The 22,234-nt window shown below is 61.0% G+C and carries 22 protein-coding genes; 15 read left to right on the plus strand and 7 right to left on the minus strand.

Annotated features, from left to right (window positions below; genetic code table 11):
• Window positions 1–81: 81 nt before the first annotated feature.
• Window positions 82–279, minus strand: a complete 198-nt coding sequence (locus AC07V4_RS02930) for a heavy-metal-associated domain-containing protein (protein ID WP_049710182.1) — start codon at window positions 277–279, stop codon at window positions 82–84.
• Between the two features lie 147 nt (window positions 280–426).
• Between AC07V4_RS02930 and AC07V4_RS02935 the strand changes: the two genes are divergently transcribed.
• The 3 genes from AC07V4_RS02935 (at window position 427) to cueR (ending at window position 3,467) form a co-directional block, all read left to right on the plus strand.
• Window positions 427–807, plus strand: coding sequence for a hypothetical protein (locus tag AC07V4_RS02935; RefSeq protein WP_431752199.1), 381 nt, complete (start codon window positions 427–429; stop codon window positions 805–807).
• Between the two features lie 66 nt (window positions 808–873).
• A complete protein-coding gene (locus AC07V4_RS02940; RefSeq protein WP_492637203.1) occupies window positions 874–3,066 on the plus strand; it encodes a heavy metal translocating P-type ATPase in 2,193 nt (730 codons plus the stop codon).
• Window positions 3,063–3,467 (plus strand): Cu(I)-responsive transcriptional regulator, encoded by a 405-nt coding sequence (gene cueR / locus AC07V4_RS02945; protein WP_431752197.1) that lies wholly within the window; start codon window positions 3,063–3,065, stop codon window positions 3,465–3,467. Before AC07V4_RS02940 ends, cueR begins: the two co-directional genes overlap by 4 nt.
• A gap of 133 nt (window positions 3,468–3,600) precedes the next feature.
• Here the strand turns inward: cueR and AC07V4_RS02950 are convergent, their stop codons facing one another.
• Together AC07V4_RS02950 and AC07V4_RS02955 are read right to left on the minus strand one after the other, a co-directional pair.
• Window positions 3,601–4,500 carry a PA4780 family RIO1-like protein kinase gene (locus AC07V4_RS02950; protein ID WP_492637204.1) on the minus strand — a complete coding sequence of 300 codons (900 nt, stop codon included), beginning with the start codon at window positions 4,498–4,500 and terminating at the stop codon, window positions 3,601–3,603.
• A gap of 124 nt (window positions 4,501–4,624) precedes the next feature.
• Entirely contained in the window at window positions 4,625–5,902 is a 1,278-nt protein-coding gene (locus AC07V4_RS02955; RefSeq protein ID WP_492637205.1) for an acetyl-CoA C-acetyltransferase, read from the minus strand.
• A gap of 114 nt (window positions 5,903–6,016) precedes the next feature.
• Here AC07V4_RS02955 and AC07V4_RS02960 point away from each other — a divergent pair, with 114 nt between their 5' ends.
• The 4 genes from AC07V4_RS02960 to AC07V4_RS02975 all read left to right on the plus strand — a co-directional run bounded on the left by AC07V4_RS02960 (window position 6,017) and on the right by AC07V4_RS02975 (window position 12,154).
• Window positions 6,017–7,360 (plus strand): 3-oxoacyl-ACP reductase, encoded by a 1,344-nt coding sequence (locus AC07V4_RS02960; RefSeq protein WP_492637206.1) that lies wholly within the window; start codon window positions 6,017–6,019, stop codon window positions 7,358–7,360.
• Between the two features lie 2 nt (window positions 7,361–7,362).
• Window positions 7,363–8,211: a MaoC family dehydratase gene (locus AC07V4_RS02965; protein WP_492637207.1), complete on the plus strand. Its 849-nt coding sequence runs from the start codon at window positions 7,363–7,365 to the stop codon at window positions 8,209–8,211.
• A gap of 300 nt (window positions 8,212–8,511) precedes the next feature.
• Window positions 8,512–10,299, plus strand: a complete 1,788-nt coding sequence (locus AC07V4_RS02970; RefSeq protein ID WP_493074481.1) for a collagen-like triple helix repeat-containing protein — start codon at window positions 8,512–8,514, stop codon at window positions 10,297–10,299.
• A gap of 172 nt (window positions 10,300–10,471) precedes the next feature.
• Window positions 10,472–12,154, plus strand: coding sequence for a ShlB/FhaC/HecB family hemolysin secretion/activation protein (locus AC07V4_RS02975; RefSeq protein ID WP_492637209.1), 1,683 nt, complete (start codon window positions 10,472–10,474; stop codon window positions 12,152–12,154).
• A 133-nt stretch (window positions 12,155–12,287) separates the two neighbouring features.
• On the opposite strand, the gene AC07V4_RS02980 is transcribed toward AC07V4_RS02975, so the two are convergent.
• Window positions 12,288–12,692: a response regulator gene (locus AC07V4_RS02980; RefSeq protein ID WP_492637210.1), complete on the minus strand. Its 405-nt coding sequence runs from the start codon at window positions 12,690–12,692 to the stop codon at window positions 12,288–12,290.
• Between the two features lie 60 nt (window positions 12,693–12,752).
• A complete protein-coding gene (locus tag AC07V4_RS02985; protein WP_492637211.1) occupies window positions 12,753–12,950 on the minus strand; it encodes a Flp family type IVb pilin in 198 nt (65 codons plus the stop codon).
• 333 nt (window positions 12,951–13,283) lie between these two features.
• Between AC07V4_RS02985 and cpaB the strand changes: the two genes are divergently transcribed.
• From cpaB to AC07V4_RS03025, 8 genes are read left to right on the plus strand one after another with little or no spacing between them, the layout of a single operon-like run.
• On the plus strand, window positions 13,284–14,210 hold the full coding sequence (cpaB, locus tag AC07V4_RS02990; RefSeq protein WP_492637212.1) for a Flp pilus assembly protein CpaB: 927 nt from the start codon (window positions 13,284–13,286) through the stop codon (window positions 14,208–14,210).
• Window positions 14,211–14,225: 15 nt separating this feature from the next.
• Window positions 14,226–15,455 (plus strand): type II and III secretion system protein family protein, encoded by a 1,230-nt coding sequence (locus AC07V4_RS02995; RefSeq protein ID WP_492637213.1) that lies wholly within the window; start codon window positions 14,226–14,228, stop codon window positions 15,453–15,455.
• Window positions 15,452–16,645 carry a CpaE/TadZ family protein gene (locus tag AC07V4_RS03000; RefSeq protein WP_492637214.1) on the plus strand — a complete coding sequence of 398 codons (1,194 nt, stop codon included), beginning with the start codon at window positions 15,452–15,454 and terminating at the stop codon, window positions 16,643–16,645. The genes AC07V4_RS02995 and AC07V4_RS03000 overlap by 4 nt, the downstream gene beginning before the upstream one ends.
• A complete protein-coding gene (locus AC07V4_RS03005) occupies window positions 16,642–17,910 on the plus strand; it encodes a TadA family conjugal transfer-associated ATPase (protein ID WP_431750239.1) in 1,269 nt (422 codons plus the stop codon). The genes AC07V4_RS03000 and AC07V4_RS03005 overlap by 4 nt, the downstream gene beginning before the upstream one ends.
• 13 nt (window positions 17,911–17,923) lie before the next feature.
• The gene (locus AC07V4_RS03010; protein WP_492637215.1) at window positions 17,924–18,805 is read left to right on the plus strand and encodes a type II secretion system F family protein; all 882 of its coding nucleotides are present in this window, start codon (window positions 17,924–17,926) and stop codon (window positions 18,803–18,805) included.
• A 1-nt stretch (window position 18,806) separates the two neighbouring features.
• Window positions 18,807–19,700 carry a type II secretion system F family protein gene (locus AC07V4_RS03015; RefSeq protein WP_492637216.1) on the plus strand — a complete coding sequence of 298 codons (894 nt, stop codon included), beginning with the start codon at window positions 18,807–18,809 and terminating at the stop codon, window positions 19,698–19,700.
• A gap of 10 nt (window positions 19,701–19,710) precedes the next feature.
• The gene (locus tag AC07V4_RS03020) at window positions 19,711–20,433 is read left to right on the plus strand and encodes a tetratricopeptide repeat protein (RefSeq protein ID WP_492637217.1); all 723 of its coding nucleotides are present in this window, start codon (window positions 19,711–19,713) and stop codon (window positions 20,431–20,433) included.
• Window positions 20,434–20,435: 2 nt separating this feature from the next.
• The gene (locus AC07V4_RS03025; RefSeq protein WP_492637218.1) at window positions 20,436–20,705 is read left to right on the plus strand and encodes a DUF3613 domain-containing protein; all 270 of its coding nucleotides are present in this window, start codon (window positions 20,436–20,438) and stop codon (window positions 20,703–20,705) included.
• Between the two features lie 72 nt (window positions 20,706–20,777).
• Here AC07V4_RS03025 and AC07V4_RS03030 read toward each other — a convergent pair whose 3' ends face one another.
• A complete protein-coding gene (locus AC07V4_RS03030; protein ID WP_492637219.1) occupies window positions 20,778–21,560 on the minus strand; it encodes a response regulator transcription factor in 783 nt (260 codons plus the stop codon).
• A gap of 122 nt (window positions 21,561–21,682) precedes the next feature.
• Window positions 21,683–22,162 (minus strand): prepilin peptidase, encoded by a 480-nt coding sequence (locus AC07V4_RS03035; RefSeq protein ID WP_492637220.1) that lies wholly within the window; start codon window positions 22,160–22,162, stop codon window positions 21,683–21,685.
• Between the last annotated feature and the right edge of the window lie 72 nt (window positions 22,163–22,234).

Consider the following 22,234-nt stretch of genomic DNA (forward strand, 5'->3'; position numbering starts at 1 on the left):
CCCAAGTGAGTCGGCAGCCCAACAGTCTAGCCGTGCTTGGGTGTCCTGAACATTACGATAGCTCGCTAACTATCAGAAAGTTTACGCGAGCTTGGCGCTGTAGCCTTCTTCGGTGATCAGGCTGATGACCTGCTCGGCAGACAAGCGACTTTCAACCCCCACTTCCTTGGCGGCCAGGTCGACCTTCACACTCGCCGCCGGGTCCTGGCTTTGCACCGCCTGGGTCACGGCCCTGACGCAATGGCCGCAGGTCATTCCTTCAACGCTGAATACTTGCATGACATGACTCCTTTAATGAGGTTGAACCCAGTGTTGACCTTGCCACGATGGCAAGGTCAAGTTCTGAAAACTTCTGCCGGGCTGGTATTCGCCGGCTTCAAAGGCCAAGCTTCACCCATCGTTGATTCAAACCACGGAGCATTCGCCATGCGCTGGTCGTTTTTTGCCCTTGCCGGCCTGCTGAGCTTATCTGCCGCTGCGCCAAACGCCTTCGCCGCAGAAGACTATGCGGTGCTGATCATTTCTCGGGAACGCCTGGAAGTGCCGACCAATTGTGAAATCGGTCTGTACCTGAATGACCAACTGGCGGGCCGACTGTTCCAGGAACAGGCCACCTCGTTCAACCTGCCGGCGGGCAACCTGTCCTTGCGCCTGAAGCTGCTGCCGGGCCAATCCCCAGGCTGCCTGCCCGGGATGCTCGCACCACCCGCGCAAAACATCACGCTCAAGGCCGGTGACGTGCGCAAATTGCGCATCGCCCAAGGCCCGGACGGCCTGTACCTGAAACCCGCCACACTGGAATATTAATCACGCTTGACCTTACCCACAGGTCAAGGTTGATCCTAGGGGCAACTTCTTCTTGAGGACTGCCCCATGAATGGACCCACTACCTTTGACCTGCCCATCAGTGGCATGACCTGCGCCAGCTGTGCCGGCCGCGTCGAACGCGCTCTGGGCAAGGTGCCGGGGGTGCAAAGCGTCAGCGTCAACCTGGCCAATGAGCGCGCCCATGTCGAAGTGCTGGGCCAGATGGACCCCGGCGTATTGATTGCCGCCGTCGACAAGGCCGGCTACACCGCCACCCTGCCCCAAAGCGAAACCGTCACCGACGCCAATCAAGCCCAGCGCCTGCATCGCGAGCGCTGGTCATTACTGCTGGCGATTCTATTGGCGTTGCCGTTGGTACTGCCCATGCTGGTAGAACCCTTCGGCCTGCACTGGATGTTGCCCGCCTGGGTGCAGTTCGCCCTGGCCACGCCCGTGCAGTTCATTTTTGGCGCACGCTTTTACATCGCCGCCTGGAAGGCCGTGCGCGCCGGAGCCGGCAATATGGATTTGCTCGTGGCCATCGGCACCAGCGCCGGTTACGGCTTGAGTATCTATGAGTGGCTGACAGCGCCCGCTGGCATCATGCCGCACCTGTACTTCGAAGCATCGGCCGTGGTGATCGCCCTGGTGCTGCTCGGCAAGTACCTGGAAAGCCGCGCCAAACGCCAGACCGCCAGCGCCATTCGCGCCCTCGAAGCCTTGCGTCCGGAACGGGCGATTCGGGTGTTGGATGGCCGAGAAGAAGAGGTCGCCATCAACGCGTTGAAGCTCGATGACCTGGTGCTGGTCAAACCCGGTGAACGCTTCCCGGTGGACGGCGAAGTGGTGGACGGCCAAAGCCATGCCGACGAGGCATTGATCAGCGGCGAAAGCCTGCCGGTGCCAAAACAGCCCGGCGACAAGGTCACTGGCGGCGCCATCAACGGCGAAGGCCGTTTGCTGGTGCGCACCCAGGCCCTGGGCGCAGAAAGCGTGCTGGCGCGGATCATCCGCCTAGTGGAAGACGCCCAGGCCGCCAAGGCGCCGATCCAGAAACTGGTGGATAAAGTCAGCCAGGTGTTTGTACCCGCCGTGCTGGTGCTGGCGTTGATCACGCTGGTGGGGTGGTGGTTGTATGGCGCCTCCCTGGAGACAGCCATCATCAACGCCGTTGCCGTCTTGGTGATTGCCTGCCCTTGCGCCTTGGGCCTGGCCACACCGACGGCGATCATGGCCGGCACCGGCGTCGCCGCGCGCCATGGCATCTTGATCAAGGATGCCGAAGCCCTGGAGCGTGCCCATGAAGTCAGCGCCGTGGTCTTCGACAAGACCGGCACCCTCACCTCCGGCACGCCGAAAATCGCGCACATGACAGCAGTGGATGGCAATGAAGCCTTGTTGTTGCAACAGGCGGGCGCCTTGCAACGCGGCAGCGAACACCCACTGGCCAAGGCCGTGCTGGATGCCTGCCGCGAACAAGGACTGAACGTGGCGGATGTAAGCGCCAGCCAATCCCTGACCGGGCGTGGTATCGCCGGTACGCTCGACGGCCGGCGACTGGCCTTGGGCAACCGTCGTCTGCTGGAAGAAAGTGGCTTGAAGGCAGGCGACTTCGCCAAAGAATGGGAAGCCGAAGGCCGCACCTTGTCCTGGCTGATCGAGCAAGGCGAACAGCCCCGTGTGCTCGGACTGTTCGCCTTCGGTGACACCCTCAAGCCTGGCGCGCTGGAAGCGGTGGAGCAACTCAAGGCCCAGCACATCAGCAGCCACTTGCTCACCGGCGATAATCGCGGCAGTGCCCGCGTCGTCGCCGAGGCCCTGGGCATCGACGATGTGCACGCCGAAGTACTGCCGGCAGACAAGGCCGCCACAGTCGCCGAGCTGAAAAAAACTTGCGTAGTGGCCATGGTCGGCGACGGTATCAACGACGCCCCGGCCCTGGCCGCCGCCGATATTGGCATCGCCATGGGCGGCGGCACCGACGTGGCCATGCACGCGGCCGGTATCACCCTGATGCGCGGCGACCCACGCCTGGTGCCCGCCGCGCTGGAGATCAGCCGCAAGACCTACGCGAAAATCCGCCAGAACCTGTTCTGGGCCTTTGTGTATAACTTGATTGGCATTCCCCTGGCGGCCTTCGGCTTGCTCAACCCGGTATTGGCCGGCGCGGCGATGGCCTTGTCCAGCGTCAGTGTGGTGAGCAATGCGTTATTGTTGAAGACGTGGAAACCCAAGGACTTGGAGGATCAACGCCCATGAACATCGGCCAAGCCGCTCGCCAAAGCGGGCTGAGCGCGAAGATGATTCGCTATTACGAATCCATCGGCCTGCTCAAAGCCGCGCACCGCACCGACAGCGGCTACCGCGTGTATGGCTCCGACGACCTGCACACGCTGGCGTTTATCAAACGTTCGCGAGACCTGGGGTTTTCATTGGAAGAGGTCGGCAAACTGCTGACCCTGTGGCAGGACCGGCAACGGGCCAGCGCCGATGTGAAAGCCTTGGCGCGCCAGCATATCGATGAGCTGAACCAGAAGATCCTGGAGCTGGGGCAACTGCGCGACACACTGCAGGATCTGGTGGAGCATTGCCAGGGCGATCATCGGCCGGATTGTCCGATTCTCAAGGAGTTGGCGTCGGGCAGTTGCTGCGCCGACTGATTCATCTGACGAGACACAAAACCGAATGTGGGAGCTGGCTTGCCTGCGATGCAGGCACCTCGGTACATCCGTTAGACCGAGGTGATGCTATCGCAGGCAAGCCAGCTCCCACATTGGATCGCCGTTGCTCTGACTACTGCATCCAAGGCGGCGGTGGTGGCTCGTCGGACACTTTGCCCGGCGGCGCATCATCCGCCGCGCGGATCGCCTGGCGACGCTCTTCATCCAGCCGTGCCGCTTCGATCTCGCGCATCACACCGCCCACGTCCGCCAGCTCTTCCGGCTCGTCGAACTCGCCGGTCAATATGCTGGCCGGGTGCAGGGTGCCGGCCTCGTACAGCGCCCACATTTCCTTGGCGTACTTGGTCTTCTTCAACTCCGGGGCAAAGCGCCCGAAGTAGGAAGCCATGTTGCCCACATCCCGCTCCAGCATGCTGAACGCGTGGTTGTTGCCCGCCGCATCCACCGCCTGGGGCAGATCGATGATCACCGGGCCGGTCGGCGTGAGCAGCACGTTGAACTCGGACAGGTCACCGTGCACCAGGCCGGTACACAGCATCAGCACGATCTGGGAAATCAGGAAGGCGTGATATTCGCGCGCCTGATCCGGCTCCAGCACCACGTCGTTCAGACGCGGCGCCGCATCGCCGTACTCGTCGGCCACCAGCTCCATCAACAGCACGCCTTCGAGGAAGTCGTACGGCTGGGGCACGCGAACGCCCGCACCGGCCAAGCGGAACAACGCTGCCACTTCAGCGTTCTGCCAGGCATCTTCGGTTTCTTTCTTGCCGAACTTGGAACCCTTGGCCATGGCCCGGGCTTGCCGGCTGTTACGGACCTTACGGCCTTCCTGGTATTCGGACGCCTGACGAAAACTTCGTTTATTCGCCTCCTTGTAAACCTTGGCGCAACGTAATTCGTTACCGCAGCGCACCACATAAACAGCTGCTTCTTTACCACTCATGAGTGGGCGCAGCACTTCGTCGACCAGACCGTCTTCGATCAGGGGTTCAATGCGTTTAGGAGTCTTCATCAGCTTTTATTGTGGGTCCTGTATTACCAAACACGCGTGTGGCACTCGTTATACGGCAATCGGCTCGCCGGTGGGAGGGGCTACCGACCGTTGATCACTTAAGAATGCATCCAATATGCCAGTTTCAACGCTCAATGATCGCCGTCACCCCCTGGCCTCCGGCTGCACAGATGGAAATCAGGCCACGCCCCTTGCCCGCCGCATCCAGCAATTTGGCCAGGTTGGCGACGATACGCCCACCCGTGGCTGCAAACGGGTGCCCCGCCGCCAACGAGCTGCCTTTGACGTTGAGCCGACTGCGGTCGATGGACCCCAGGGGTGCGTCCAACCCCAGGCGGGTCTTGCAATAATCGGCGTCTTCCCAGGCTTTGAGCGTGCACAACACTTGGGCAGCGAAAGCTTCATGGATTTCGTAATAATCGAAGTCTTGCAGCGTCAGGCCATTCCTCGCCAATAAGCGCGGCACGGCGTACACCGGTGCCATCAACAGACCTTCGGCACCGTTGACGAAATCGACAGCCGCCGCCTCGCCATCGCGTAGATAGGCAAGGATCGGCAAGCCGCGCTCTTTCGCCCACTCCTCACTGCCCAGCAGCACCAGCGACGCACCGTCGGTGAGCGGCGTGGAGTTGCCGGCAGTGAGCGTGCCCTTGTCGCTGCGCTCGAACACCGGCTTGAGGCTGGCGAGTTTTTCCAGGGTCAGGTCAGGGCGCAAGTTGTTGTCGCGGGTGAGGCCCAGAAACGGCGTCAGCAAATCGTTGTGCCAGCCTTCGGCGTAGGACGCGGCCATTTTCTGATGGCTTTCCAATGCAAGCTGGTCCTGCTCGGCCCGAGGAATCTGCCAGGTCTGCGCCATCAGCTCACAGTGCTGGCCCATGGACAAACCGGTACGCGGCTCGCCATTGCGTGGTAATTCTGGCTTGAGGTGATGGGGACGAAGTTGTAGCAGGAGCTTTAATTTATCCGCCATGGACTGGCTGCGGTTGGCTTGCAGCAGAAGCTTGCGCAGCCCTTCATTCACGCCGATCGGCGCGTCGGACGTAGTGTCCACGCCACCCGCAATCCCGCATTCGATCTGCCCCAGGGCAATCTTATTCGCCACCAGTAGCGCGGCCTCAAGCCCGGTGCCGCAGGCCTGTTGAATATCGTAGGCCGGGGTTTGCGGCGACAGGCGCGAGCCCAGCACGCATTCGCGGGTGAGGTTGAAATCGCGGGAGTGCTTGAGTACCGCACCGGCTGCCACCTCGCCGATACGCAGGCCGTGCAGGTTATAGCGTTCGATCAGCCCCTCGAGGGCAGCGGTCAGCATGGCCTGGTTGCTCGCCGTGGCATAAGGGCCATTGGAGCGGGCGAAGGGGATGCGGTTACCGCCAATGATCGCTACACGGCGCAATTGAGTCATGGAAAGCTCCCTGATGGTTGTGGGTGGAATCATCAAGCCTAGCCTAGGCTCAATCGAACGACTTTCACCTAACGATGGTCCACCGTTTGAACCCCTGCACACGGAGAGCGTTCCATGTCTGACCGTTATATCGACTTCGCCAACTCAAGCCTCGGCCATCGACTGGTCGCCGCCATTGGCCTGCCGTCTCCGGTACGCCTGGAGCGCTGGCAGGCCGGGCGCCTGCGCCCGGTGGAAGGCGCCTTGCTGCTCGGCGGTGGGACGCTGGTGTCCAAGGTGCAGGCGTTTGCCCACAAGCTCACCGACGCCATTTACAGCTACGGCACCGAGACATCGACGTGGATTCCCGGGCACGGTCCCAAGCTCAAGGCCGTGGTGTTCGACGCCAGCGACCTACAGCACACCGACCAACTCAAGCAATTGCGCGAGTTCTTCCAGCCATTACTGAAGAACCTGGATAACAGCGCGCACCTGGTGATCCTCGGCCGTGCGCCGGAAAGTCTCAGCGACCCGTTCGCCGCCAGCGCCCAGCGCGCCCTGGAAGGTTTCAGCCGCTCCCTGGCCAAGGAATTGCGCAACGGCGGTGTGCTGCAACTGCTGTATGTCGGCGACGGCGCCGAGAACCAGTTGGAAGGTGCGCTGCGGTTTTTCCTGTCGCCTAAAAGCGCTTACATCTCCGGTCAGGTCATTCGTCTGCACGCCTGCGCCACACCGGTCGAGGATTGGACCCGCCCACTTGCCGGGCGCAAAGCCTTGGTCACCGGTGCCGCCCGCGGCATTGGCGCGTCCATCGCGGAAACCCTCGCCCGCGACGGTGCCGACGTGATCCTGCTCGACGTGCCCCAGGCCAAGGCCGACCTCGAGGCCCTCGCCGCACGCCTCGGTGCCCGCACCGTCGTGCTGGATATCTGCGCTGAAGACGCCGCCACGCAACTGATCGAACAGCTGCCGGACGGCCTCGATATCCTGGTACACAACGCCGGTATCACCCGTGACAAAACCCTGGCCAACATGACCCCGGAATATTGGGACGCGGTGCTGGCGGTCAATCTCAACGCACCGCAGGTACTGACCAAGGCTCTGCTCGACAATGGCACCCTGCATGACAACGCTCGCGTGGTGCTGCTGGCGTCCATTAGTGGCATCGCCGGCAATCGCGGGCAAACCAACTATGCGGCGAGCAAGGCCGGCCTGATCGGGCTGGCCCAGGCCTGGGCGCCGTTGCTCAAGGAACGTGGTATCAGCATCAACGCCGTGGCGCCTGGTTTTATCGAAACCCAGATGACCGCGCACATCCCTTTCGCCCTGCGTGAAGCGGGGCGACGCATGAGTTCGTTGGGCCAGGGCGGCCTGCCCCAGGACGTGGCGGAAGCCGTGGCCTGGCTCGGCCAGCCGGGTTCGGGTGCGGTCAGCGGCCAGGCGCTACGCGTGTGCGGGCAAAGCCTGCTGGGAGCCTGAGCATGGAATGGCAGACATTGGACAGCAGCCCGTTTCTGCCGCCGCTGTACTGGCGGGCGGTGCTCAAGCGCAAGATCACCGGCAATCATCTGCCTGATAAAGGCCTGCGCTGCCACATCCGCGTAAACCCTGAGGACGTGGCGGCCTATCGCAAGGTGTGCGGTTTTGTAGACAGTTCGGTGCTGCCAGGGACTTATCCCCATATCCTGGCGTTCGGTTTGCAGATGCAATTACTCACCGACAAACAGTTTCCCTTTCCGCTGCTGGGGCTGATTCATCTGAGCAACCGTATCCGGATTCATCGCCCGCTGGGGGGCGTGAGTAACGTGATGGTGGGTGTTTACGCACACAATCTGCGGCCCCATGCCAAGGGCGCGACGTTTGATCTTGCGACCACGGTCGAGGATGCATTAGGGCTTTTATGGGAAGCCGATAGCCGCATGCTCTGTCGCGGCGCGGCGCTTGCCGGCGAACCCCGAGAAGATCCTTTATCGACATCCAGCAACATCAGCGAGTTGGCCCGCTGGAAGGCGCCCGCGGATATTGGCCGTCAATACGCTCGGGTGTCCGGCGATTACAATCCGATCCACTTGAGCACATTGACGGCCAAGCTCTTCGGCTTTCCCCAGGCTATCGCCCACGGGTTGTGGAATACCGCCAGAACACTGGCCGCACTGCATCAACATTTGCCCGCCGCGAATGTTGAGATAGAGGTCGAATTCAAAAAACCCGTACGTCTGCCCAGCGAAGTTGTATTACTCACCAGCGCCGCTGGCTCCAGCGGCGAGTTGCTGTTGAAGGGTGCTGACGACATTCAACATATGCTCGGAAAATGGCGACCCATTGCATGATTCGCGCAAGTTAATTGTATATATACACCCTAAGTTATAACGGACGCTTCGGCGTCCGTTATTCATTCAACCTACTGATTCATATCGAGTAGATTTATTTTAAAACACCAAAATTACACCCTTTGTATTAGTTCCTAAGCCGACCGAGACCTTGTGTATATAAATCGTTAATACCAAGTTGAGCGTTGCACGAAAGAGTCCCCGGGTCTGTGATAACCACACGGACAAACGTACGGCTATCCCTAGAAGTAGTCGACGTTTGAAACAACCAAGGTTGTACAGGTGCAAGGGAACTCAATCATGAAAACTCAAACTCAAGTAGTACTCTGGAAAACAAGTACCGCGCTGGCCCTGATCATGGCGATGAGCCTCGGTGGCTGCAGCAGCGGTGGTGGCGGACATCACAGCAGTGTGGCGGCGTCTTCTCCGGATGCCGCAGCAGGCGGCGGCTCCAGTGGTTCCGGCGGTTCTGGCAGCGGGACAGATGGCAGCGGTGGCGGGACAGCAGGTACAGGTGGCTCCGGCGGAACCGGTGGCACAGATGGCGGTACTGGCGGCACAGCCGGCACGGGCGGGACCGATGGTGGCACTGGCGGCACCGCCGGCACTGGCGGGACCAGTGGTGGTACTGGCGGCACCGCCGGCACTGGCGGGACCGGTGGTGGTACTGGCGGCACCGCCGGCACTGGCGGGACCGGTGGTGGTACTGGCGGCACCGCCGGCACTGGCGGGACCGGTGGTGGTACTGGCGGCACCGGTGGTACTGGCACTTCCACAACACCTCTAGTGACCGGTCAGGTTGCTGGCAACCTTGGCTCGACCCTGAGCGGCGTAGGTACGGCATTGGGTGGCGTCGGCACAACGGTGGGCGGTGTACCCGTGGTGGGCACTACCGCAGGCGGCCTGGTAAGCAGCGTGGGCGCTGCCGTAACCAGCGTCGGCAATGGCGTCAGCGGTGGTTTGGGTACCCTGGGCACCAACTCCAATGCCCTCGGCACCACCGTCGCAGGGGTCGCCAACGGCGTAGCCAACCTGGGAACCGGTGTTTCGACGACCGGGCAGTCCGTGACTACGTTGCTGGGCTCGGTTCCGGTAGTAGGCACTACCGTGGCGCCTGTCGCAGGCAATCTGATAGGCACTGTGGGCCAGACAGTCACCATGCTCGGCAACACCCTGAGCACCGATAGCACTAGCGGCCAGTTGGGCTCACTCACCAACACCCTCGGTAGCAAAGTCCTGGTACCCGTTGTATCGCTGGTTGAAGGGACAACCGGGAAAGTGGGCACGGCTACCGGCCTGGGCGCACCCGTGGATAGCGTACTGAATAAAGTGGGAAGCACAGTGTCCAGCCTTGGCAGCCAAGTGGCGGGCGCCGGCGGTGGCAACCCTGTCACAGCGGCCGTCGGTGGCGTCCTGACTGGGGTTGGCAACGTGGCAGGGACCGCTGGGGGCTATGTCGCTCCAACAGCGTCAGCCAGTGGAGGCCTAGGCGGTGCACTTTCGGGATCACCTGTGGCAGGCCTTCCTGAAACCGTCGGGGGTGCGATTGCCAACGTGGGTAATGGCCTGCTTGCGGGCAACTCCACTAACGTCGTGGGCACTGTCGGCATGACGGTTGCCTCGGTAGGCGCGACGGTCGCCTCCGTGGGCTCATTGACGGGCGGTACCGGCGTGGCCAACACCGCTGCGACTTCACCAATAGCAGGGTTAACCACCAATGTCGGTGCAGCCCTGAACCCTGTGACATCACCTGTCAGTGGCCTGACTCAATCCATCGGTGCCTCTACTGGCCTGGGCGATCCGGTCAACGGCGTATTGAAAACCGTCGGCGAAACCGTCGCATCAGTAGGCAACAATGTCAGCGCAGCCACCCCCAACCCAATCGTGGGTGCCGTCGGGAATGTTCTGGCGACCGTAGGCGGCACCACCCACTCCGTTGGTACCCTGGTCACTGGCGGTAGTGCCACTGCCGGTGGGGTCGGCGGTTTGCTTGGCGGGGTAACAGGCGGGGCGACTGCCGGCGGGACAAGCACCACTTCAACGACTGGCCTGGGCGGTCTGCTCGGTGGCCTGGGAGGCAAAAAATAGAATTGCACCTGGCCGATTAGACGGCCTCCCCTACAGCGCCTACGCTTGGTTGAGATGAGAGGCTCCATTGAGTCTCTCATCTTTTTTTAAGGGCCAATCACTGGCCCTCCCGAACCGGGTCCCAGAACCCGGCGGGTCCGAAACGCTGCTGCAGTTGACCATGGAGTGTCCTATGCGCGTGTTGACACCGTTGTTATTGCTGACCCTCAGTGCCTACGCCCAGGCAGAGACCCTTCCCAGTTTCCTCAACAGCAACGACACCATTCGTACCCTGCCGGTGCCCAACCTGCCTGCCGACGCCTATCGACCGGTCACGCCAAAGACCCAGGTGCCGGAGGCCTCTCCCACACAGAACCAACCGTTGTTGATGGATACCAAGGTCACCATCCGCAAGTTGCAGATCGAGGGCGGAACGATCTACCCACTCAGCGAGACGGCCAAGGTCTACGAGCCGTTGATTGGCCATGAGACTAACCTCGCCCAATTGATCGATGCCACTCGCAGCATCACCCGCCGTTACCAGGAAGACGGCTACCTACTGTCCTACGCGTTCTTGCCTCAACAAAATTTCGAAAACGGCTTGGTCCGCGTGGTGCTGGTGGAAGGCTACATCAAGGATTACCAGCAAAGTGGCGACATCGGTTCAGTGTCGGCCTACGTCGATAAGCTAGCCAATAAGCTCTTGGGGGAGCGTCCACTGACACGCAAGACTTTCGAGCGTTACACCACCCTCATGAGTCGCATACCTGGCCTCACCGTACAGGCGCAAGTACCTCCACCGGGCACCACTGATGGCGCCACGCATATGCAGATCCAGGCCAGCCGCAAGCCCTTCACCACCAGCATGAGCCTGGTGGAGGACAATCGCAGCGGTACGCAAGCGTTGCTCACCGCCACCAGCAATTCCCAGACATCCATGGGCGAACAGCTCAACGTCAGTGGCCTGTTCCCGCCTGGCAAGGACAAAGAACATTACTACCGCGTCGGCTACAGCCAGTTCATCAATGCCGAGGGCAGCCAGCTCGTCCTCGGCGCCGAACGCTATCGCGCCGACCCTAGGAGCAACGTCCAACTCGATGGTGGCTTCGAACTCAAGCCGCACCAGTCGATCGATCGCTACACCATTGGCCTGAGCCATCCGCTGATTGCTTCACCCACTGAATCGTTGACTCTGGGCACGCGCCTGTACGCCGTTGACCAGACCACACGTTATCAATTAGTGGGCTACCCCAATCGCTTCGACATCCAAACCGACTTGCGCGCTCTGGCGTTCGAGGGGGACTGGCGCAAGTCCGACCCCCGACAATTGCGCATCCTCAGCGCCGGCCTGTATCAGGGCATCAATGGCATGGGTGCCAGGACCCACAGTGACCTAGGGACGGGAACACCCGACTTGGACTTCTTCCGCCTGCGCCTCTCCGGCGTGCAGAGCGACAAGTTCTTCGATAACTGGCAAGGGGTTCTGTCGGGAGCGTTCTACTGGAGCGACGCGACCCTGCCTGACAGCGAACGCGCGACCTTCGGCGGACAGAACTTCGGCCGCGGCTACCCCGACGACCAGGCTTCCGGCGATAAGGGCTGGGGTGTGGCGTACGAGGTCAACTACAGCTTCAACCGTGCCGGTGACTGGGTGAAGGTGCTGCAACCCTATGTCGTGCTCGACCGCGCCAAGACCTGGTTCAACGAGCTGCCGGTGAAAGGCAGCGACATGTCATCGGCGGCCGTGGGCCTGCGCTTTGGGGATAACAAGTACTACAACATCGCGTTGGAAGCGTCCAAGCCGATGTCGGACATCGCGCTGGACAGCCTCAACCGGCGACCGCGCTACACCCTCAGCTTCAGCTACCAACTCTGAATGGGATGTGGTGGGAGGGGGCTTGCCCCCGATGGCGGTCTATCAGTCGACATATTTGAGACTGACTTTCCGCTATCGGGGGCAAGCCCCCTCCCACATTTTTATCGAACTCGGCGTCTAAAAAGTATCCCGTCTACAGAGGGAATTTCTTGAGGGGGAAAAGGCTGTTGAGGGTATCGATCAAACGCACCAGGTAGATGGGCTTGCGAAACAGGTCCAGCACCTGCAGACGCAACATGTCGCTGACGTCATCCATCTCCGCATGCCCCGACATCACAATCACCGGCAAGTGCTGCCGTTCGGTGTGTTCGCGCAGGCGTTTGATCAGGGAGATGCCACTTTCCTCGGGCATGCGCAGGTCGGTGATGACCAGCGCAATGTCCGGGTTCAAGGTCAGTTCCTGCAAGGCATCGGTGACGGAGGTGGCGGTAAAACAAACGAAGCCCTCGTTCTCCAGCGATTCCGCCAGTTCTACGAGGGCATCCTCTTCGTCGTCCACCAACAAAATTTGTTGGCGGAAAGGTACAGCAGCATTCATGAGCGGTTCCTAACGTGGCCAGTCACAAACAAGTGGGCTCATAGGGTGCTGTGAAGGCCGCTAGGTAGCAGGAGTAATAGCGTCCGTGATTTTCTTGAAGAGCGCCGTGATTTGCGGCGATAGCGTAGACCCGGCGGCCAATATGATCAGCGCAACAATCGCCACGAGAATGAGGTATTCAATCGCGGTGGCGCCGTCTTTGCGCTGAAAAAACAACTGGAGTTGAATGTGAAGTTTTATCAACAGATCGAGGATCATACGACGTCTCCTATGGCGACCAGGCGCCCTATCACGGTACTGCACAGTAATTGCGATGTGCCATCTGAGCATTGTCAACAAACCCCCACCTCACAACTGTAAGAACTGATTAATCACAAAGTATTGGTCGCTTTGTTGGCGCCTTAAAACCGTGATTTCAAAGGCCGGTCCTGCCCGTGCGCAAGAAATCTTGCTGTCAGTAATGGCATTTTGTCCTAGCTGAACTACCTTCAAATAGCGAAATAGTTAGTTACTGTTCATAGCAGCCGCGTTGCGAAATTTGCCCGCTCGGATAGACGGGTTGTGTAGTGCAACAGGAAAGGGAGAGCCGTCATGAACACGCGTTTGAGCATGGTGTTGGCCGGGGTGCTCCTTATCGGTGCGCTGTTTGCCGGTTATTGGGGGTTGGTCCTGAGCCACACGCCCGCCCCGGCACCGCCCCCGCCACCCCAAGCGGCACCTGTCGAAAAAGCCGCTGCCGTGGTGGAAGACCAGACCCGCCAGCCGGTGGTGGTATTGGCCCACGATGTGCCGCCCTTTGTTGCCCTGAATGCCGCCGACCTCACAGTGGAAAAACTGCGTACCGTACCGGCCGGCAGCATGACCAGTGTCGACCAGGCTATCGGCCGCACACCCTGGCGTGCCCTGCGCGCCGGCACTTGGTTGAATGAAGAAAGTTTCACCCCCGGCGGCCCGCTGGCGCGCATGATCCGCCCGGACGAGCGCGCCCTGGCCGTTGCCGTGGACGAGGTGATTGGTGCCGCCGGCCAACTGAGCCCCGGCGATTATGTGGATGTGCTGCTGTACCTGCGCCAGGACGCCGCCAACCTCGAGCAATCGGCCCAGGTGGTGGTACCCGCCATGCGCCTGCTCAGCGTCGGCGATCAAATGGGCCTGAGCAATGACGGCACCCCCGCTTCCCCGCCCGCACTCACCGCCGAAGAAAAAGCCCAGCGTCACGCGCCCTCGCGCACTGTGGTGCTGGCCGTGCCCGAAGCCCTGCTGAGCCGCCTGATGCTCGCCACCCAGGCCGGCACCTTGCGCCTGGCCGTACGCAGTGCCGATGAGCGTTTGCTCAGCCATTACTGGGCCGGCGAAAGCGATGCACCGGGCAACCTGCAGAGCGCCAACCGCGACCTCTACCAGTTCACACAACTGGCCTTTGCCCAAGCCCCGAAAAAAGTCGTCCAGGGTAGCCCGCGCCGTACAGGTGTCGAGGTCATCCGGGGTAATCAAGCCACCCAACAAACACCTGACTGAACAAGGATGCTGTGCATGAGCCGACGTTTCGCACCGGTGTTCACGCTGAAAATTGCCTGTGCCCTTCTACTGTCGAACCTGCCCGTGGGTCTCGCCATGGCCGCCCCGGGCAATTGCAGTAGCCTGGGCCAACTGCCCGCCGCCCTCTCGGTGGGAGAAGGTTTGCAACAGGAGCTTCAATCACCGGTGGCCATCACCCGCCTGGCGATTGGTGATCCGAAAATTGCCGACGTGCACCTCAACGGAGACCGTGGCTTCCTGCTGACCGGCGTCGCTTCCGGCACCACCAGCCTGATGGTCTGGACGGCTTGTTCGAACACGGCGCGCCAGAGCATCGTGTTCGTCAAGGGCAAGGCCACTTCAGCCCTGACCAGCCTGGCGCTGTCGCCCTCCGACGACCCGCTGCTGCCCAGCCAGGTGCAGACCGACATTCGCTTTGTCGAAGTCAGCCGTACCAAGCTCAAAGAGGCCAGCACCTCGATTTTCGGGCGCGGCGGCAACTTCCTGTTCGGCAGTCCGAGTAATGTCGCCAACCCAGTAGGCACAGCCTTTCGCGGCAACCTGCCAGTCAACGGTGACACCTTCAATATTGGCTTCGGCGGTGGACGCGTCTCGGCGATGATCAACGCGCTGGAAAGCAGCGGCTTTGCCTACACGCTGGCGCGTCCAAGCCTGGTGGCCTTGAGTGGGCAAAGTGCTTCCTTCCTGGCGGGCGGCGAAGTGCCAATCCCAGTACCCAGCAGCGGCAGCAACAACATTTCGATCGAGTACAAAGAGTTCGGCATTCGCCTGACCCTAACCCCCACCGTGGTCGATCACAACCGCATTTCACTGAAAGTGGCGCCGGAGGTGAGCGAGCTGGATTACACCAACGCTGTGATCATTCAGAACATCAAGGTGCCGGCCCTGACCATCCGCCGCACCGACACCAGCGTGTCGCTGGCCGATGGCGAAAGCTTCGTGATAAGCGGTTTGATCAGCAGCAGTAACACCACCAGTATCAGCAAGTTCCCAGGACTGGGAGACATCCCAGTCCTGGGCGCGTTTTTTCGCGACTCCAATATCAATCGCCAGGACAAAGAACTGCTGATGATCGTCACACCACACCTCGTACAACCATTGGCGGCCAACGCTCAACTGCCGTCCTTGCCTGGCGAGAAGCTGCGTACCTACGACCCGAATTGGTACCGCCTGTACTTCCTGGAAAACGGCAATTTTGACCGACTCAATGGATTGTCCCAATGAGCGATAGCCTGAGCCAGACCTTCCTGGCAATCACCCGCAACACCACCGACCTGGAATGGCTGCAGGGCGCACTGGCGCCCCTGGGCCAAGTGGTCAGCGCCGGCAGCGGCACGCTGGACGAACTGCTTGCCCTGGTCGATGTGACCTTCTCCAACCTGGTGTTTATCGGCCTCGACCGCGAGCACGTGGTGGCCCAAAGTGCGTTGATCGAAGGCGCACTGGAAGCCAAGCCGATGTTGGCCATCGTCGCCCTCGGCGACGGCATGGACAACCAGTTGGTCCTTAATGCCATGCGCGCCGGCGCGCGGGATTTTGTCGCCTACGGCTCGCGCTCCAGCGAAGTGGCCGGGCTGGTGCGGCGCCTGAGCAAACGCCTGCCACCGGTTACCGCCAACACCCAACTGGGTGGCCTCACCGTGTTGTACGGCACACAGAGCGACGCAGACGGCGCACTGCTGGCCAGCCACCTTGCACTGGTCGTACAAAAGAGCGGGCAACAGACCCTGCTGCTGGACCTGGGCCTGCCCCGGGGTGACAGCCTCGCGTTGCTGGGGTTGGAGAGCTCATTCAATTTCGGCGATGCGCTGCGCCACCTGCGACGCCTGGACACCACCCTGATCAACAGCGCCTTTACCAGCACCGAAGACGGCCTGCGCATTCTCGCCTACGCCCCCAACGACGAACCCCTGGAGCGCACCAGCGCTGCCGAGCTGTACATGCTGCTTAGCGCATTGCGCCAACACTTCCAGCACATTGTGGTAAACCTCGGCGGCCAGCCGGACAGTGAAGCCCTGCGCACCTTTGTCAGCCATTGTGACAAGCTGTTGTGGTGCACCGATCAGAGCGTCCTGGACTGCCGCCGCAACCTCGGCGTGCTGAACCAGTGGCGCGAAAAAGGCATGAAGCTGGAACACGCCAAATTGCTGGTTGATCGCTATATCAAGAGCTGTGCACCTGACTCAGAAGCGCTCGGTAAAAGCTTCGGCCTGGAGGTGATTGCCGTGCTGCCCCTGAGCCCGGAAGTGCGCCTGAATGCAAAAAACCAGGGCCAAACCTTATTCACGCTGGCCCCCCGCGAGCCCCTGACCCACGGCCTGAAAGCCCTGGGCGAACGCCTGGCAAAACGTTCTCAGGTTCTGAAAGAAACGCCCCATAATTGGCTTGATCGCTTGCTGAGACATGGCAAATGAACGGCGAAAAACTCTTCGGCGCGCCCGCCCGTAGCCTCGGTGGCAACACCGACCACGACGGGCTCAAGCTGGTGCTGCATCGCTACATCATCGATGCCATCGAAGAGTCGGGGAAGAACTTGCTGGAAGGTTCGCGCCCATTGCTCGCGCAGTTTGTCATCGACAAAGTGGCCGAATACATCAACCGCATGCACCTGGCCATTTCCCGTTATGAGATGGAACGCCTGGCCGAAGAGATCGTCGATGAGCTGACCGGTTTCGGCCCGTTGGAAGTGCTGCTGCGCGACCCCTCCGTCACGGAGATTCTGGTCAACGGCCCACACCGGGTGTTTATCGAACGTGACGGCCTGCTGCACCAGAGCGACCTGCGGTTTATCGATTCACATCACGTGGAGCGTGTGATGCAGCGCATCCTCGCGCCCCTGGGCCGACGCCTGGATGAATCGTCACCGATGGTCGATGCGCGCCTGCCCGATGGCAGCCGGGTCAACGCCATCATCCCGCCGATTGCCCTGGACGGGCCATGCCTGTCGATTCGAAAGTTTCGCAAAGACATGCTCAAGAGCAGCGACCTGGTGGCCATGCAGACCATCGACCAGAACATCTTCGACTTTTTCCAGGAAGCCGTGGGCAAGCGCTGCAACATCCTCATCAGCGGCGGTACCGGCACCGGTAAAACCACGCTGCTGAACATCCTCAGCCAACTGATCAACCCCCATGAGCGCCTGGTGACCATCGAAGACGTGGCCGAATTGCAACTGGGCCACCCCCACGTGGTGCGCCTGGAAACCCGTCCGCCGAATGCCGAGGGGCATGGCGAGGTCAAGGCCAGCGACCTGATCCGCAATGCCCTGCGGATGCGCCCCGACCGCATCATTCTGGGTGAGATCCGGGGCGTGGAAGTGCTCGACGTACTCACCGCCATGAACACCGGTCACGACGGTTCCATGAGTACCGTGCACGCCAACAACGCCGCCGATGCACTGCTGCGCCTGGAAACCCTGGTGGGTTTGACCGGTCGCGTGGTGGCGGAAAAAACCTTGCGCCAGATGATCTGTGCGGCGCTGGATGTGGTGATTCAACTGACCCGCTTGCCCGACGGCCGCCGCTGCGTGAGCGAGGTCGTCGAAGTGGTGGGCATCCGCGAAGACGTATACGTGACCAACACCCTGTTCCGCCACGACCGGCGCACCGGCTTCGGCTTCCTGCGCGAGGCGGTCAACCCGGCCGGTGAAAAACTGCGCCGCGAACCGGCATTGCCTTGAAAGGAACTCGATCATGACCGGGGCCATCCTGCTGCTTATCTGCCTGATCCTGATCGGTCTGTCGATTCGCTCGTTTCAAAACGGCCTGCGCCGCGCCCAGACTGATCGCGTGCTGGACCGCCTTGCCGCTGGCCAGCCCCAACAGGTTGAAGATACCAGTCAGTGGCGCGGTGTAGAGCGTATGTTCCTACGTGCTGGCCTGGGTAAGCCCAGCGACAATCTGGGACTGTGGCTGGCGGTATGGGGCTTGGGTGTCGTGTTGGGACTGATGGTGGCCGGCTGGCTCGGTCTGCTGGTGATGTTGGTCGTGCCACCCCTGCTGCTGCGCCTGTATATCGCCTGGCGCTATCAGCGACGTATCAAACGCATGATCGAACAACTACCGCAATTGCTCGACCACACCGTACGCAGCCTCAAGGCCGGACGCACCCTGGCCGACGCCGTGCTGGGCGGTATCGAGATCACGGAAGACCCGCTGAAAAAGGCCATGGGCCGCATCCAGCGCAACGTGCAGTTGGGCGTCAGCCTGCCGGAGTCGGCCCATGACTTTGCCGAGTTCTATGAGCGCGATGAGTTTCGCCTGTTCGCCTTGGGCTTGAAGGTCAACCACCGCTATGGCGGCAACGCCAGCGAGCTGCTGGAAAACCTGATCAAGATGATCCGCGAGCGCGAGCAGGCCGCCCGCCAGTTGCGTGCCTTGACCGGCGAAACCCGGGTGACCGCCTACGTCCTTACCGCCTTACCCATTTCCATGGTCGGCTACTTCCTGGCGGTGAATCCCGCATACCTGATGACCATGTGGAACGACGGCACAGGCCGCATGCTGCTATTCGTGGCCCTGGGCATGCAGGTGTTGGGCTGCTTCACCTTATGGCGCATGTTGCGGAGTGTATGACATGGCAATTGCCCTGCTGATCAGCGCTGTGTTGTTCCTCGCGGCCCTCGGGCTGGTGCTTGCCAACCTGATGAAGCAGCGGCGCGGCCAACGCTTGGTTGCCCAACGCTTACAGGGCCAGATGGGCCGCGAAGACAAACTCGGCAGCTTGATGCGGCAACTGGGTAGCAGCCAACTGGCGCAACGCTCGGTCAGCCTGGACAACGAAACCCAGATCCTGCTCAACCGGGTCGGCTGGCGCAAATCCAGCCAGCGCTCGATGTTCGCCGCCTTCCAGATCGGCACGCCGTTGGTGTTGCTGGGCATTGTGTTGGTGACCCAGGGTTTGTTGTTTCCCCACAGCGCCTCGCCATGGTTGGCGCCGTTGATCGCCCTCGGCATTGGCTACTTGCTGCCCAAGCGCATTTTGGCCAGCGTTGCCAAAGGCCGTCAGCAGCAGATTGCTCGCGAGGTAGCGACCTTCATTCCTCTGCTGCGCATCCTGTTCGAATCCGGCATGGCCGTCGAACAGGCCCTGCGTGTGTTGAGCATTGAGGCGCAGCGCCTGCTACCCGCCCTGACCCATGAATTGCGCCTGATCCTGGCACGGGTCGACTCCGGCCTGGAACTCAGCGAGGAGCTGGGCAAGACCGCTCGGCTACTGGCCGTGGATGAATTCACCGACACCTGCACCATCCTCCAGCAATTGGTGCAGCAAGGCGGCGGCGCGATGAAGTCATTGCTGGCGCTCAAGCAATTGCTCGACGACCGCCGCTTGACCCGTATCCAGGAATTCGTTTCCAAGATGTCGGCGAAGATGTCGGTGGTGATGATGGTTTTTCTGTTTCCCGCCCTGCTGATCGTGCTCGGGGGGCCAGCGTTCATCGGTATCTCCCGGGCCTTGAGTAACCTATGAGGAGCGCCCGATGAAAGTGTTGATAGCCGGTTTGAGCCTGTTGCTGCTCGGCGGTTGTGCCACCAATGGCCAAACCCCGTGGGGCGCGTTTGCGGCCGCCGGAAGTTGCCCCAAGCCTGGCTCCGATCAGGAACTGTCGCTGAACCTGGCCGATGAAATGGCCAATGACGGCAAACTGCACGCCAGCCTGGCCAACCTACAGAGCCTTCCGGCCAATCTGCCCCAGGTGCGTCTGCGCCAGGCCAAGGCCTATCGCTTGCTGGGCCGCAGCGAGGCCGAGCCGCTGTACCGCAGCTTGATCGGCACCTGCATGGCCGCCGAAGGGGAACACGGCCTGGGCCAACTGGCCTCGGCCAAGGGTGACAACGGACAAGCCATGGCGCACTTGCAACGCGCGGCGCGGTTGGCGCCCACCGACGAGAAGATCCGCAATGACCTGGGCGTGGTGTACCTCAACCAACTGCGCCTGGAAGACGCTCGCTTCGAATTCATGACCGCCATGGAACTCAAGCAGAGCGACCCACTGGCGGCGATCAACCTGGTGACGTTGCTGATCTATCAGGACAACTGGAAGCAGGCCGCGCAACTGGTCAGCCAGATGGGCCTGAGCCCCGAACAAGTCACCGAAGCCCAGGCCAGGGCCGAGAAACTCAAGGGCACCGGCACACCCGTCGCCAAGGCCAAGGACCAGATCGCCACGGTCAGTGATGCGACCGGCAACCCGAGGAATTGATGATGAAACGACCTTATCTCGCCAGCCTGGCAGTGCTGGCACTGCCCATCAGTGTCATGGCCATAGAACCCGGGCCGTCATCGCCGCAGCAGGCTGCCACCGAGAACTGGCTGACGTTACAGTCCAGTGGCAACGCGGCCTCCGGCACGCCACAGAAAGCCACCGCCGCCGAACGCGAACAAGCCGCCCAGCGTTTGCTGGACAGCTACAAGCACCCGATTCCGGAGTTTTTTGAACAGAAGGTGGGCGGGCAAACCGGCGGCAACAACTAATCGCTGCCGCAGTTCCAAATGTAGGAGGGGGCAAGCCCCCTCCCACATTTAGATAGCGTTCGCAAAGCGGTTTCAGTGGGCCGTCACACGCTGGCGCAGCGCCGAGTTGCTGGGGGATAGCGCCAGCGCCAGTTGAGTACGGTTATGCATGTGGGTCAGACGCAGCACCTGGGACACATACAACTTCACGGTGTTTTCGGTGATGCCCAACTCGCAGGCAATCTGATAGTTGGTCTGGCCCTTGCCCACCAACCGCGCCACATCCAACTGGCGCGGTGACAGCTGATTGAAGATCGCCGGGATTTCCATCGGCCCGGCCTCCTCGGCCGATGCCTCCTCTCCCTCCGGCCCTGGCGGGCTGCGGCGGACTTTGTCGAGATCCTGGTACAGGTCGTTGATGGACTCGGACAAAAATTGCAGCTTCTGATTCAAGTGGCCCAGTTGCAGGTCCTTCTTGCGCTCTTGCAACGCGGCTTCCTGACGCTGTAGGCCTTCGAGCAATTCATGCAGGTTGATTGGCTTCTGGTAGTAGTCGGCGATCCCGGCGCGCAGCGCCTTGATCACGTCCTGCTTGTCGGCGCGACCGGTCAACATGATCGCTTCAAAGGCCCGCTGCTTGCCGGCGACCTTTTGCAGCGCCTGGACCAGTTCGATGCCATCCATGTCCGGCATATGCAGGTCGCACAGCACCAGGCCAATCTCGGTGTCTTCACTGAAGCGCTGCAAGGCCTGCTGACTGGACTCACAAGGGACGCAGCGGAAACCGCTGCTTTCGAGAAACTCACAGAGCTCTTCTACGATCAACGGTTGATCGTCGACCACGAGCACCTTTACTGCAGAGGTAAGCTTGTTCACGCGCGACTCCATGCCTAGCAACTCAAAAGTTAACCCATCCTTTACGACGACTATTCCTACACAACCCCCTACCATTAAACGTAGACCTACTTTCCGACTATGTACATAGCGTTAATCACCGGCTACGAATAATGGATCCAAAACCAGGTCGCAACGAACCCCACCAGTAAAAATGGGGCAAACGGCAGTTTTTTTGACATTTGAGGCGCCAGATAAACCATGCGGTGTTTAAGCGCTTGCCCCATAAGCGGCCACAGCTTTGGCGCCAGCAAAAGCCACACCATGCTCGCTACCGCAGCGCCAATGAACGAACCCAGCAAATACTCGGCATTTGAGGCCAACGCCAACGCCATGAGCAACTTCACATCCCCCGCGCCCAGGCGGCCCAGGGCGTATCCAGGCAGGGTCAGCAGCAGCGCCAGAATGAACGCCAGCCACCCTTGCCCACTAGGTGCGCCGAGCCAGGTGCTACCGGTCCACAGCAGGTAGATCAACGCCAGCAACGCCGCGCCCAGCGTCAGGCGATTGGCAAGCAACCGCTGCCGAGCATCCTGCACGGCACACACGCCCAACCACACCAAAACCACTGCACCCTGGATCACGTAAAAAACATCCCTTTTTGCTGATTGATTCTATGCTGATATCAAGTAGTAGCCGTCAGGGTAGACGCGGTG

It is taken from the genome of Pseudomonas sp. GW821-FHT03A09, from assembly GCF_059421065.1.